General features: G+C 71.0%; 11 protein-coding genes. 4 read left to right on the top strand and 7 right to left on the bottom strand.

Annotation, left to right across the window (positions count from 1 at the left end; all coding sequences use genetic code 11):
- The first annotated feature begins 146 nt into the window (after positions 1-146).
- The 4 genes from OG302_RS31995 to OG302_RS31980 all read left to right on the top strand — a co-directional run bounded on the left by OG302_RS31995 (position 147) and on the right by OG302_RS31980 (position 5,108).
- Positions 147-1,679, top strand: a complete 1,533-nt coding sequence (locus OG302_RS31995) for a S8 family serine peptidase (protein ID WP_371529943.1) — start codon at positions 147-149, stop codon at positions 1,677-1,679.
- Positions 1,680-1,693: 14 nt separating this feature from the next.
- Entirely contained in the window at positions 1,694-3,268 is a 1,575-nt protein-coding gene (locus OG302_RS31990) for a S8 family serine peptidase (RefSeq protein WP_371529942.1), read from the top strand.
- 114 nt (positions 3,269-3,382) lie between these two features.
- Positions 3,383-3,931 carry a hypothetical protein gene (locus OG302_RS31985; protein WP_371529941.1) on the top strand — a complete coding sequence of 183 codons (549 nt, stop codon included), beginning with the start codon at positions 3,383-3,385 and terminating at the stop codon, positions 3,929-3,931.
- A gap of 103 nt (positions 3,932-4,034) precedes the next feature.
- Positions 4,035-5,108 carry a CopD family protein gene (locus OG302_RS31980; RefSeq protein WP_371529940.1) on the top strand — a complete coding sequence of 358 codons (1,074 nt, stop codon included), beginning with the start codon at positions 4,035-4,037 and terminating at the stop codon, positions 5,106-5,108.
- On the opposite strand, the gene OG302_RS31975 is transcribed toward OG302_RS31980, so the two are convergent.
- The 7 genes from OG302_RS31975 to OG302_RS31945 all read right to left on the bottom strand — a co-directional run bounded on the left by OG302_RS31975 (position 5,038) and on the right by OG302_RS31945 (position 11,807).
- On the bottom strand, positions 5,038-5,769 hold the full coding sequence (locus OG302_RS31975) for a lysoplasmalogenase (RefSeq protein WP_371529939.1): 732 nt from the start codon (positions 5,767-5,769) through the stop codon (positions 5,038-5,040). The two genes, OG302_RS31980 and OG302_RS31975, sit on opposite strands and share 71 nt — an antisense overlap.
- Positions 5,766-6,680 carry a sterol desaturase family protein gene (locus tag OG302_RS31970; protein ID WP_371529938.1) on the bottom strand — a complete coding sequence of 305 codons (915 nt, stop codon included), beginning with the start codon at positions 6,678-6,680 and terminating at the stop codon, positions 5,766-5,768. The genes OG302_RS31975 and OG302_RS31970 overlap by 4 nt, the downstream gene beginning before the upstream one ends.
- Positions 6,681-6,798: 118 nt before the next feature.
- Entirely contained in the window at positions 6,799-7,515 is a 717-nt protein-coding gene (locus tag OG302_RS31965; RefSeq protein WP_371529937.1) for a VIT family protein, read from the bottom strand.
- Positions 7,516-7,564: 49 nt separating this feature from the next.
- A complete protein-coding gene (locus OG302_RS31960) occupies positions 7,565-8,794 on the bottom strand; it encodes an amidohydrolase family protein (RefSeq protein ID WP_371750295.1) in 1,230 nt (409 codons plus the stop codon).
- 26 nt (positions 8,795-8,820) lie between these two features.
- On the bottom strand, positions 8,821-10,113 hold the full coding sequence (locus OG302_RS31955; protein ID WP_371529936.1) for an amidohydrolase family protein: 1,293 nt from the start codon (positions 10,111-10,113) through the stop codon (positions 8,821-8,823).
- 10 nt (positions 10,114-10,123) lie between these two features.
- Positions 10,124-11,008 (bottom strand): SDR family NAD(P)-dependent oxidoreductase, encoded by an 885-nt coding sequence (locus OG302_RS31950; protein ID WP_371529935.1) that lies wholly within the window; start codon positions 11,006-11,008, stop codon positions 10,124-10,126.
- Between the two features lies 1 nt (position 11,009).
- A complete protein-coding gene (locus tag OG302_RS31945) occupies positions 11,010-11,807 on the bottom strand; it encodes an acetoacetate decarboxylase family protein (protein ID WP_371529934.1) in 798 nt (265 codons plus the stop codon).
- Positions 11,808-11,861: the final 54 nt, after the last annotated feature.

Below are 11,861 nucleotides of genomic sequence, written 5' to 3'. Positions count from 1 at the left end.
CGCGGCACTACGCACTGCTTTCTTCCGGAATCCGTTGCTGGCCTGGGAGTTCTGGGGATAGCTTCACTCTGCACGCCCCGTCATGTACCTGCCCGATCACTAGTTGTGTTCGGGCAGTTCACGTATCCGGATGATGTGGAGACCCCATGGCTCATCTGCGTTCCAGACGCCGAATCGCGCTCACCGTGCCCCTCGGCATCGCGCTGGCGGCATCGGTCGGCTTCGCTCCGGGCATCGCGACTGCGGCCCCCGACGCACCCGCCACCGCGTCGGCGAAGGCCGAGTCCCCGAAGCTCGCGTACGTCGTCAACACCCGCACGGACTCCAAGACGATCGCGTACGTCAAGAAGGCGATCGCCAGGGCGGACGGCACCGTCGTCGTCGCCTACCCGAAGATCGGCGTCATCGTCGCGCACTCGGCCAACCCCGACTTCGGCAAGCAGCTGCGCAAGGTCAAGGGCGTCCAGTCCGCGGGCGCGACCCGCACCTCGCCCCTGGCGGCGGCGGGCACCACGGAGGAGGGCGCACCGACCCTCCTGTCGAAGTCCGAGGCGAAGGCGCTCAAGGCGCAGGCCGGTCCGGCCGCCGAGCCGCTCGAGGCCGACCAGTGGGATCTGCGTGCGATAGGCGCCGACAAGGCGGCCAAGATCAACCCGGGCAGCAAGAAGGTCACCGTCGGCGTCATCGACACCGGAGTCGACGACACCCACCCGGACCTCGCGCCCAACTTCTCGGCCTCGCAGTCGGCGAGCTGCGTCGGCGGCAAGGCGGACACCTCGCCCGGCGCCTGGCGCCCGGAGAAGCCGGACCACTACCACGGCACGCACGTGGCCGGCGAGATAGCCGCCGCCCGTAACGGCGTGGGCGTCGCGGGCGTCGCGCCCGGCGTGCAGGTCGCGGGCATCAAGGTGGCCGACCCCGTCAGTGAGCTGTTCTACCCGGAGAGCGTCGTCTGCGCCTTCGTGTTCGCCGCCGACAAGGGCATCGAGGTCACGAACAACAGCTACTACGTGGACCCGTGGCTCTACAACTGCATGGACGACCCGGACCAGCGGGCCATCGTCGACGCGGTCAACCGCGCCCAGCTGTACGCCCAGAAGAAGGGCACCCTGAACCTCGCGTCGGCGGGCAACTCCAACCACGACCTCGCCTCCGACGAGATCCTGGACGACTCGAGCCCGGACGACTCGACTCCGGTGCCGCGCACCATCGACCCCTCCGAGTGCTTCGACATCCCGACGCAGCTGCCGGGCGTCGTCACGGTCAGCGCGACGGGCGTGCAGAACCTCAAGTCGTACTACTCGACGTACGGCAAGGGCGTCATCGACATCGCGGCCCCCGGCGGCGACAAGTACCAGATCCCGGCCGACACCCCGTCGAAGAACGGCCGCATCCTCTCCACGATGCCCGGCAACGAGTACGGCTGGCTGCAGGGCACCTCGATGGCCTCGCCGCACGCCGCGGGCGTTGCCGCGCTCCTGAAGTCGACGCACCCCAAGGCGAGCCCCGCCGAGCTGCAGCGGCTCCTCAAGAAGCAGGCCGACAACCCGGGCTGCCCGACGGTGCCGTACGACCCGGACGGTGACGGCAAGGTCGACGCGGTCTGCGAGGGCGGCAAGAACAAGAACGGCTTCTACGGCAACGGGATCGTCGACGCGCTCGACGCCGTGAAGAAGTGAAGGGCACCCACACCATGACCGCACCGTTCACGCGCTCCCGTCGCGTGCTCGCACTTCCGCTCGGCATGGCGGTGGCCTCGGCCGTCGCCTTCCTGCCGGGCACGGCGTCGGCTCAGCCCGATGCCGCGGCTCAGCAGAACTCCCCGGTGTCGTCCGTCGCGTCCGCCCTCGCGGACGGCACGTCGATGAGCTACGTGGTCAACGTCCGCGCCGGTCACGGCGGTTCGCCGTCGGGCAAGACGTCGGCGTACGTCAAGAAGGCCATCGCCGAGGCGGGCGGCACCGTCGTCATCGCGTACGACAGGATCGGCGTGATCGTCGTCCACTCGTCGGACGCGGACTTCGCCAAGAAGATCCGCGGGGTGAAGGGCGTCGCGTCGGCCGGGGCGACCCGCACCGCGCCGCTGTCCGCGCAGTCCGACGACGCGCTCGAGTCCGAGCGGCCGCTGACCGCCGCCGAGGCGAAGCAGGCGGCCGGGAAGGCGGGCGCGGGCCAGGACGAGCTGGAGCCGCTCCAGTGGGACCTGCCCGCCATCAAGGCGGACAAGGCCCACGAGGTGTCGCTCGGCAGCTCCAGGGTCACCGTCGGCGTCCTGGACTCCGGCGTGGACGACACGCACCCGGACATCACGCCGAACTTCGACGCGAAGGCGTCCGCGAGCTGCCTGGGCGGTGTGCCCGTGCAGAAGGACAACGCGTGGCGTCCGGTGAGCGGGGAGAGCGACCACGGCATGCACGTGGCGGGCACGATCGCCGCCGCGAAGAACGGCACCGGCGTCACCGGTGTCGCTCCGGGCGTGAAGGTGGCGAGCCTGAAGGTGGCCGAGCCGGCGACCGGCATGTACTACACGGAGGCCGTGGTCTGCGGCTTCATGTGGGCGGCCGATCACGGCGTGGATGTCACCAACTCCAGCTACTACACCGACCCGTGGCTGTTCAACTGCAAGACGGACGACGACCAGAAGGCTCTGGTCGACGCCGTCGGGCGGGCCACCCGGTACGCGGAGCGCAAGGGTGCGGTGAACGTCGCGGCGGCCGGCAACGCCAAGACGGACCTCGCGCAGGACGAGATCCTCGACGACTCCAGCCCGGACGACACGACTCCGGTGCCCCGGACGATCAAGACGAAGGACTGCTTCGACCTCCCGTCGCAGCTTCCGGGTGTCGTGACCGTCTCGGCCACGGGCGCGAAGGGCATCAAGTCCTCGTACTCGAACTACGGCAACGGCGTCATCGACATCGCGGCGCCGGGCGGCGACTCGACGAAGTACCAGACGCCGGACGCGCCGGCCACGGACGGCCGCATCCTGTCGACGCTCCCGGGCGGCAAGTTCGGCTACAAGGCGGGGACGTCGATGGCGTCACCGCACGCCGCGGGGGTCGCCGCGCTCGTCAAGTCGGCCCATCCGCACGCGTCGTCGGCGATGGTGAAGGCTCTGCTCTACGGCGAGGCCGACGCCATGAAGTGCACCGATCCGTACGACATCGACGGTGACGGCAAGGTCGACGCTGTCTGCCAGGGCGGCAAGAACAAGAACGGCTTCTACGGCGTGGGCATGATCGACGCGCTCGACGCCGTCCGGAGGTAAGCGGTACGGAAGTAGGCCGTACGGAAGTAAGTCGTACGGAAGTAACGGGTTCGCGAGGCGAGCCGGGCCGGGCGGTTGCGTGCCGCCCGGCCCTTCGCGAGAGGATCTCGTCCCATGTATGAGTATCGGAACCCCGCGTTCGGATCCGTCGACACGGAGAGCTGGGTGCCCCGGCCCGCCCGGCCCACCTGGCAGCTGGTGACGCAGTTCGTCGCCACGGTGATCGTGCTGCCCGTGTGGTGGGTGCTGTGGCTCGCGTTCGCGATCGTCCTCATCGCGTTCGCCATGATCACGGAGATCTTCACGTACCTCGTTCCCGGCTACGAGCGCGGCTTCGAGAAGGTCATGGACGCGACCCTCGGCCGCATGGAGCTGTGGCCGCTGTGGGCCGTGACCTGGCCCGAGCTGCGGCACGAGGGGGACGCGGACTTCTACCGCGCGCGGGTCGACCGGCACCTCGACAAGTGGACGAGGAAGCTGTCCGCCCCGAAGGACCCCAAGACCCCCGAACTGCCCACCGAGTGCGTGGTCCCGCTGCGGTTCTACCGCGGCGTGGGCGGTGCGTACGTGGTGCGGACGGCGACCCCGCTGGGCTGGGACCTCCTGCCGTCCGAGCCCGAGAAGGAGATCAAGCTCGGGTGGGCCGCCGCCGCCACGGAGTAACGCGAACCGGGGCGCCGGGCGCGGGACCCAGGCCGGGCGGAATGTGCTTCCGCCAGTTGTTTGCCAGGACTTGCCCGATAAGGGCGCACCTGGTGAAGATCGTGTGGTGAGCTCCATACAACCGTCCGCCGAGCCCGGCGGCGAGGCCACGGCCGGCGCTGCCGCCGGGACGCCCCTCGGCACGCCGGGCACCTCGCATCGCGCCCCGCGCCGCCGCCCCTCGACGGCCCGTGCCGTCGCCGTGCTCGTCCTGGTGGCCGTCGCCGCCGCCGTTCCGCTGCTCGGCCCGTCGGCGGCGCTGAGCGGTACCGGGGAGGCCGAGGCGCCCGGCACGGCCGGGATCACGTTCCTGCGGGCGGTCATGTTCGCCGCCCTCTGCGTGCAGTTGGGCGAGGTGTACGCGACGCGGCTGGCCCGCCGGGTGCCGGGGGCGCCGCTGGACCGTGCGCCGCGGAGCTGGTCCACGTACGCGGCGGTGGCGGGGATCGTCGCCGCGCTCGGCCTGGCCTCGGTGGTGGCCACCGGCAATCTGGTGCCGCATCAGCTGTCCGACATGGACATCGGCGGTCTCTACGCGTCACGGGACGGGAGGCTGGCGCTCCTTGAGGTCAACGCCTTCATCGTGGCGCTGCTCTGCTCGCGTTCGCGCCGCCCGTCCACCGCGGCCCTTCCGCTGGCCGCGGTGATCGCGGCAGAGGCGCTGCGGGCCCATCCCCCGGTGGAGGACACCCCGCTCGTCGGCTCGGGCCTGACGCTGGTGCATCTGACCTGCGGAGTGCTGTGGGCGGGTGGCCTGCTGCAGGTGCTTCGCATGCTGCGCCTGTGGCGGACGTCGGCCCCGGGGGCGGGCGCGGCCGTACTGGGGCTCTACGCGCGCGTGGCGGCCGTCCTGTTGGCCGCGATCACCGTGACGGGGGTGTGCAGCACCCTGCGCCGGATGCCGCCGGGCACGGTCCTCGACCAGCTGACGGAGACGGCCTACGGGCGCACGCTGCTCGCCAAGGTGCTCCTCGTGGTGGCCGTGGCCGTCCTCGCGCTGCTCGCGCGGCGGCGGCTGCGCCGGTCAGCCGACCCGGTGTCGGCGTACTCCCCCGCGCGCGGTGAGGTCATCGTGCTCGGGGTCGTGGTGGCGGTGTCGGCTCTGCTGACCGCGTTGCCGGTGCCGATTCGCTGGTGAGCCGCGTGGGCTGCCGGGGCGGTTGTGTCTGTTCGGACTGCGCGGCCAGCACGCCGTTGACCAGCAGGAACTGTGCGGCGATATAGGTGAGCATGATCCAGAAGTCGGGGCGCGGAGCCTGTGGCCACTCGGCGACGCCGGTCGCGATGAGGGTGTCCGAGAGCAGGAACAGCGCACCGCCGGCCGCCGCCGTGAGGCCCAGCCTCGTCGCGCCGAACGCCATCGCGGTGAGCAGCAGGCTGTAGCCCGCCACGGGGCCGCGCATGTCCGGCGGGAGGTCCGGCCAGAGCACGGCGACCGTGCCGACGAGGGCCGTGGCGTACGCGGCCACCAGCCAGGCGCCACGCGCGCGTGACGTGCCGTGGCGCCTGAAGAGGACGAGGTAGCAGACGTGGCCCGCCGCGAAGGAGCCCATTCCGGCGAGGAACGCGAGGTCTGCGTCGAAGAGCAGCAGGACGTCGCCTCCCCAGCCGCAGAGGAGCGCTGCGGTCAGGAGGCGCGGGCCTTTGACGGTGAGCACGTACGCCGCCAGGAGCGGCATGAGGAGGGGCTTGAAGACGGCGTGAACGGCCCCGGAGTCCGCGAGAAGCGCCGTCAGGTCGCCCAGTGCCACCAGGCCGAAGGCCACGAGAAGCAGCCTCGCCCTGCCCGCAGCGGTCATACCGCGCTCTCCGGGACCGGCTCCGTCACCGGCTCCGTCACCGGCTCGGGTGCCCCCTGTGGTGCCACCGGCGGCTGCGGCTGCCAGCCGGGACCCCGGAACAGTCTGCCGCCCCGCTCGCGCCAACTGGTCGCCTTCCTGAGGTCCTTGGCTATCGCCGCGTACTCGTGCGTGGCGACCCGCAGCGGGTTGTACGTGGCGATGTTCTTCGTGAGGCCGTAGACGGGGCGGTCCGTCTCGGCGACCCAGGAGCCGAACACGCGGTCCCAGATGATCAGGATGCCGCCGAAGTTGCGGTCCAGGTAGCCGCCCTGCGACGCGTGGTGGACGCGGTGGTGCGAGGGGGTGTTGAAGACGAACTCGAAGGGGCGCGGGAGCTTCCCGATGCGCTCGGTGTGGATCCAGAACTGGTAGACGAGGTTCGCCGACGAGCAGAACGCGAGCGCCGCCGGATGCACGCCGAGCGCGATCAGCGGGACGTAGAACGGCCAGACCGTCAGGCTCGTCCAGGGCTGGCGCAGCGCCGTCGTGAGGTTGAACTTGCGGCTGGAGTGGTGCACGACGTGGCAGGCCCACAGGATGCGGATGACGTGGTGCCCGCGGTGCGACCAGTAGTAGAAGAAGTCCTGCGCGAGCAGCATCAGCGGGATCGTCCACCACAGGACGGGGATGCGCAGCGGCGTCAGCGCGTACACCGCCGTGTAGATCGCGACGATGGGGATCTTCCACAGGAGATCGAAGACAAGGCTGCCCAGCCCCATGGTGACGGAGGTGGCGGCGTCCTTCGTCTCGTACCCGGCTTCGGCCCCGTCGGCGGCAGGATGGATCCGGTGGCTCACGATCTCCACGACGGTGAGCAGCACGAATGCAGGTATGGACCACAGCACGACATCGGGCAGGTTCGGCGGCATGCGTGCACCGTAAAGGCCCCCGGCCGACCGCCGCTAGACGTAGTTACCGACAAGTATTACCTGGGGTAAGGAAGGAGTTGTTGGCGATCTCCGCCAAAAGCGGACGCTTGAGCGCCGGCTAGACACCGACCGCCCCGAGCAGCGCACCCGCCCCATATGTCACCGCCATGGCGAGCGCTCCTCCCGCCATGTTGCGCAGGACGGCGGGCCGCACCAGCGCCGAGCCGAGCCGCGCGCTGCTCCAGCCGGTGAGCGCCAGCGCGCCGAGCACCGAGACGACGGTGACCCCGAGGCGCCAGTCGGCGGGCGGCAGGATGATCGCGAGCAGCGGGAGGAGCGCACCCACCGTGAAGGCCACGAAACTGGCCCAGGCGGCGTGCCAGGGGTTGGTGAGCTGGTCGGGGTCGATGCCGAGCTCCACGCGCGCGTGCGCCCGCAGCGCGTCCCGCTCGGTGAGCTGCTCCGCCGCCTCGCGCGCCACCTCACGGCTCAGGCCGCGCTGCTCCAACAGGCCGGTCAGCTCGGCCAGTTCCGCCTCGGGCTGCTCCCGCAGCTCGCGCTTCTCCATGGCGAGCGCGGCCTTCTCGGAGTCGCGCTGGGTGGACACGGAGACGTACTCGCCCGCGGCCATGGACATCGACCCGGCGAGCAGCCCGGCGAGTCCGGCCGTGAGCAGCGTACTGCGGTCGCCCGTGGCGCCCGCCACGCCGACGACCAGGCCCGCCGTCGAGACGATGCCGTCGTTGGCCCCGAGCACGGCCGCCCGCAGCCAGTTGAGGCGGGAGGCGAGCGCGCCGCCATGTGCTTCGTCGTGTCCAGCCACCTGATCGCTCACCCGGGGAGGGTCTCACCCCCGGGTGGGCGAATCCGGCAGGGGCACGCCGTCACCAGACGCGTACCGACCCTCCGGAGGCGAACACCGGGCTCGTCGCGCCCGCCGGTGTCTCCTTGAGGGGTTCGTCCAGTTCCCGGACCGTCGGTCCCACGCGCGCGGCGACCACCCCGAGCCGCTCCAGGTCGAAGCCGTAGACCCGGGCCGCGTTGCCGCCGACCATGGCGGCTATCTCGTCCTTCGGCAGGCCCGCGTAGGCGATGCGGAGGCCTTCGCGCGAGAACGGGTGCGTGCCTTCGTCGTGCGGGTAGTCGCTGCCCCACATGATCTTGTCGAGGCCGATCCGGTCCCTCATCCGCGCCTCGTGCGGGCGCATGAAGCTCGCCCCGACGAAGCAGTTCTCGCGCCAGATCTCGGACGGTCCCTTGCCCATCGAATCGGCGAGGCCCGCACCGAACTTCGACTCGGCGGTGCCCGTCCTCGAAGCCGCCGCGACCAGGCGACCGTGGTAGTAGTCCAGCATGTCGAGGACGCCCGGGATCCACCCCGAGCCCTGCTCGGTGAGCACGAGCCGCAGCTCCGGATGGCGGCGGAACGCACCGCCGAACACCATGTGCCACAGCGCCCGGTGCGAGAACCACGTCGTCTCCACCATGAAGACGGCCCGCGCGGCCGGCTCGTCGCCCAGCGGCGGAGAGGCCGACCCCGCATGGTGGTTGACCGGCACACCGCGCTCGGCGCAGGCCGCCCAGATCGGGTCGTACGCCGCCGAGTAGAGCTCCGGGAGCCCGCTGCCCGGCGGTGTCCCTGGCAGCAGAAGACCCCCGTGCAGGCCCGCGTCGGCAGCCCAGTGGATCTCCTTGACGGCCGCGTCCACGTCGTTCAGGAGGATCTGGAAGACGCCCGCCCTGCGCCCCGGCGCCGCCGCGCAGAAGTCGGCGAGCCAGCGGTTGTGGGCGCGCAGGCCGGCCCAGCGCTGCTCGAACTCCTCCCGGGTGGGCGCCGGCGCCATCAGGGAAGCGCTCGGGAAGAAGGGCGGGATGGTGTTCGGGAAGACGACCTCGGCGACGATGCCGTCCTGCTCCAGCTCGGTGACGCGGCGGTCCGAGTTCCAGTTGCGGTCCGCGGTGTCGGCGAGCAGGTCCTCGTACGGATTGACGTAGGTGGCCGCCCACGCGTCGAACGCGTCGTGGTGGCGGGACTCCAGGTAGGGCCGGTAGTCGAGGAGATCGGCGCCCGCGTGGCAGTCCGCCGAGATGACGGTGTAGCGCTCTTCGGTCATGTGGTCTTCGGTCATGCGCTCTGGACTCATGTGTCCGCCCCCAGTACCGGGAAGTCGTGGTCGGTCAGCCAGTGGCGGCCCACGTCGCGCGAGCGCGCCCAGGACGCCTCGACGGCCGCCCGGCCCGCGTCGTCGGTGGCCTGGCCTAGTTCGGCGGGCGTCGGGCCGATCCTGCGGGCCAGCGGCGCCAGCTTCTGGATGTCGAAGCCGAAGACCTCGGCCGCGGCGAGACCCAGCATCCGGCGGGTCTCCCCCACCGGAATGTCGTGGAAGGTTTTCCTCAGCCACGCGCGCGTGTCGGGCCAGGTCCCTTCGGGGTGCGGGAAGTCGCTGCCCCAGAGGATGTTGTCGACGCCGATCTCGTAGCGCTGGGCGAGTTCGCGGCGCTTGGTGTTGGTGGCGCAGATGAAGAGCTGCCGGTCCAGGTACTCGTGCGGGGGCCGCTTGAGCTCGGCGAACGGGGAGAGCTTCTTGCCGCCGTGCGCGCCCAGGTAGAGGCGGTCCATGAACCACAGGAGGTTCGGCAGCCACCAGCAGCCGGACTCCGCGACGCCGAACTTCAGCCCCGGGTGACGTTCGAAGACGCCCGACCAGAGCATGAACCACAGGGGCCGCGCCGGCCACCAGGTCACTTCGGAGACGTAGATCCCCAGGTGGTCGCCGTACTCGTGCCGGGGCGCCGCCCCTGAGTGGGTCACCACGGGCATCGCGCACTCGGCCACCGCCGCCCACACGGGGTCGTAACGCCGGTCGTGGTAGGGCGCCTTGTCGACCCACATGGAGGGGATCATCAGCGCGCCGAGCCCGGACTCCTTGGCCCGGTGGACCTCCGCGACGACCCGGTCCACCTCTCCGGTGATGGGCAACAGGGCGACACCGCAGTGCCGTTCGGGGTGCTCGGACACGAAGTCGGCGAGCCAGCGGTTGTGCGCCTGCGCACCCGCCATGCCGAGCTCCGGGTCCTGGTCCCCGGAGAGGCCGAGGCCCACCCCGAAGGGCGCCGCCGTCTGGCTGTCCACGGCGTCCGCGTCGGGGAAGACGACCTCGGCGGCCACCCCGTCGCCGTCGAGCTCCTTGAGGCGCTGCGCGGTCTCCCAGCCGCCGCGCAGGCCCTCCTCGTTGTCCTGGAACCACTTGGCGGCGAACGCGTCGTTGCGGATGCCGAGCCGGGTCGCCTCCGCGCGGCGGGCGTCGCGCTCCCCCAGGAACTGATCGAAGTCACGGTGGAAGCGGCTGTCGAGATAGGGCCGGTACTCCTCGGTGGGGAGCCCGGCGTGGCAGTCGGAGGAGATGATCAGGTAAGGATCCTGGTCGGTCATCACGTGCCCTTCAGTCCAGAATGAAGCTCTCCAGATACGCCGGGTTCGCGCGGTCCAGCATCGACCGCGACCTGGCCTTGATCTGCCGGTCGCTGTGCTCGCTCTGAGGGAGCAGCCAGAAGCGGTCGGCCGCGATCCCCTCCGCCACGAAGTCCGCGACCTGCTCGACGGGCGTGAACTCCACCTCCTGGCCGGCCTCCTTCATCGCGGACTCCCACTGGTCGAGGCTGCGGTAAGGGGTTTTGCGCGGGCGGGACTTGGCGTACCGCTCAGGGCGGTTGCGGTGCGACTCCCACAGTCCGGTGCGCAGCATGTGCGGCCCCGGGAAGAGCACGGAGGCGCCCACGCGCGCGTGCTCCGCCTTCAGATGCGCGTACAGCGACTCCGTCATCGTCACCACGGCCGCCTTGGTGACCGCGTACACCGACGCGGTCGGCAGTGGCGCGATGCCGCCGTCGCCGGACGAGGTGTTGACGACATGGCCGGGTTCGCCGCCCGCGATCATCCGGGGCACGAAGGCCTGGATGCCGTGGAAGACGCCCCACACGTTGACCTCGAAGGCCCACTTCCAGTCGTTCGGCTCGTGTTCCCACATGCGGCCCTCGGCCCCCGAGCCGACGCCCGCGTTGTTGCAGAGCACATGGACGGCGCCGAACGTCTCGTACGCCGCGTCGGCGAGCGCGAAGACCTGCTCGCGCGAGCCGACGTCGACCACGCGCGCGTGCACGCTCGCCCCGTCCTCGCGCAGCCCGGCCGCCGCCTTCTCCAGGGCGCCCTCCTCGACGTCCGCGAGGACCACCTTGAGGCCGCTCGCCGCGAACCGGCGCGCCATGGCGAGGCCGATGCCGCTCGCCGCACCCGTGACGACGGCGACCTGCCCTTCCCGCAGCTCCATCTCAGAGGCTCCCCTCGGGCGGGCCGTCGAGGATCTGCTGCGGGTCGTCGTAGCGCTGGTGGATGTAGGGCAGCAGCGCCTGCGCGCTGACCCGCTCGGCCACCCGGCCCTTCTGGTCGGTGGTCTTCTCGCCGATCGTGATCTCGACGACCGCGCGCACCGGGAGATCCGCGACCGGGTCGTACATCGACTCGCGCAGGACGACGTCCCCGGTGATGCCCTCCAGCTTGCGGACCTTCTCGTTGCGCACGCAGTGCACGAGCACCGGATCGGCGTCGAAGCCCGAACCGTCCACCGCGGGAAGGAACTTGAAGTAGAAGTCCGTCTTCTGGACCGGCTCCGGGATCGGCAGGTCCCCGCTGACCGCGCCGCGCACCTCCACGAAGGCGATGCCGTGCCGGGCCAGCGAGGCGCGGACGACCAGGCCGTCGCGCTCCACCTCGACCTCGCCCAGCTTCTTCGGCTCCCCGAAGACCTCACGCCCGCCGATCAGGGCCCGCTCGTGGGTCATCGGCATGACGAGCGGATACCAGCCCGCCACCCCGTCGTGCTCGGCGGCCACGGCCACCGAGCCCGCGCCGAGCGGATAGCCGGGCAGGTCGACCTTGCTGATGTTGGCCCGCACCAGCGGCCGGGCCGTGGGCTTCAGCGGAGGCGGCAGGACGGCCGCCACCGCATCCGGATCGCTCTCCCAGACGGCCACCACACCCGTGGACCAGATGTCGGGAAGCTTCGAACTCGCGGTGCGCGCCGCGGCGATCTCCGCCTCGGTGCGCGCTCCGTACCGTACGCGTGCCATGTCGTACCACCCTTCGTCAGGACTGCATGAGGTCTTGCGGGCGGTTCTGTAACA

The sequence above is a fragment of the Streptomyces sp. NBC_01283 genome (assembly GCF_041435335.1).
Classification (GTDB): domain Bacteria; phylum Actinomycetota; class Actinomycetes; order Streptomycetales; family Streptomycetaceae; genus Streptomyces.
This window is presented reverse-complemented; position numbering and strand designations above follow the sequence as displayed.

What these genes read in the sequence shown, in the direction of transcription:
- OG302_RS31960 (WP_371750295.1), bottom strand. Translation starts at nt 8,794, where the DNA reads ATGACCGAAGAGCGCTACACCGTCATCTCGGCGGACTGCCACGCGGGC.
- OG302_RS31985 (WP_371529941.1), top strand. Translation starts at nt 3,383, where the DNA reads ATGTATGAGTATCGGAACCCCGCGTTCGGATCCGTCGACACGGAGAGC.
- OG302_RS31995 (WP_371529943.1), top strand. Translation starts at nt 147, where the DNA reads ATGGCTCATCTGCGTTCCAGACGCCGAATCGCGCTCACCGTGCCCCTC.
- OG302_RS31945 (WP_371529934.1), bottom strand. Translation starts at nt 11,807, where the DNA reads ATGGCACGCGTACGGTACGGAGCGCGCACCGAGGCGGAGATCGCCGCG.
- OG302_RS31955 (WP_371529936.1), bottom strand. Translation starts at nt 10,113, where the DNA reads ATGACCGACCAGGATCCTTACCTGATCATCTCCTCCGACTGCCACGCC.
- OG302_RS31950 (WP_371529935.1), bottom strand. Translation starts at nt 11,008, where the DNA reads ATGGAGCTGCGGGAAGGGCAGGTCGCCGTCGTCACGGGTGCGGCGAGC.
- OG302_RS31970 (WP_371529938.1), bottom strand. Translation starts at nt 6,680, where the DNA reads ATGCCGCCGAACCTGCCCGATGTCGTGCTGTGGTCCATACCTGCATTC.
- OG302_RS31975 (WP_371529939.1), bottom strand. Translation starts at nt 5,769, where the DNA reads ATGACCGCTGCGGGCAGGGCGAGGCTGCTTCTCGTGGCCTTCGGCCTG.
- OG302_RS31990 (WP_371529942.1), top strand. Translation starts at nt 1,694, where the DNA reads ATGACCGCACCGTTCACGCGCTCCCGTCGCGTGCTCGCACTTCCGCTC.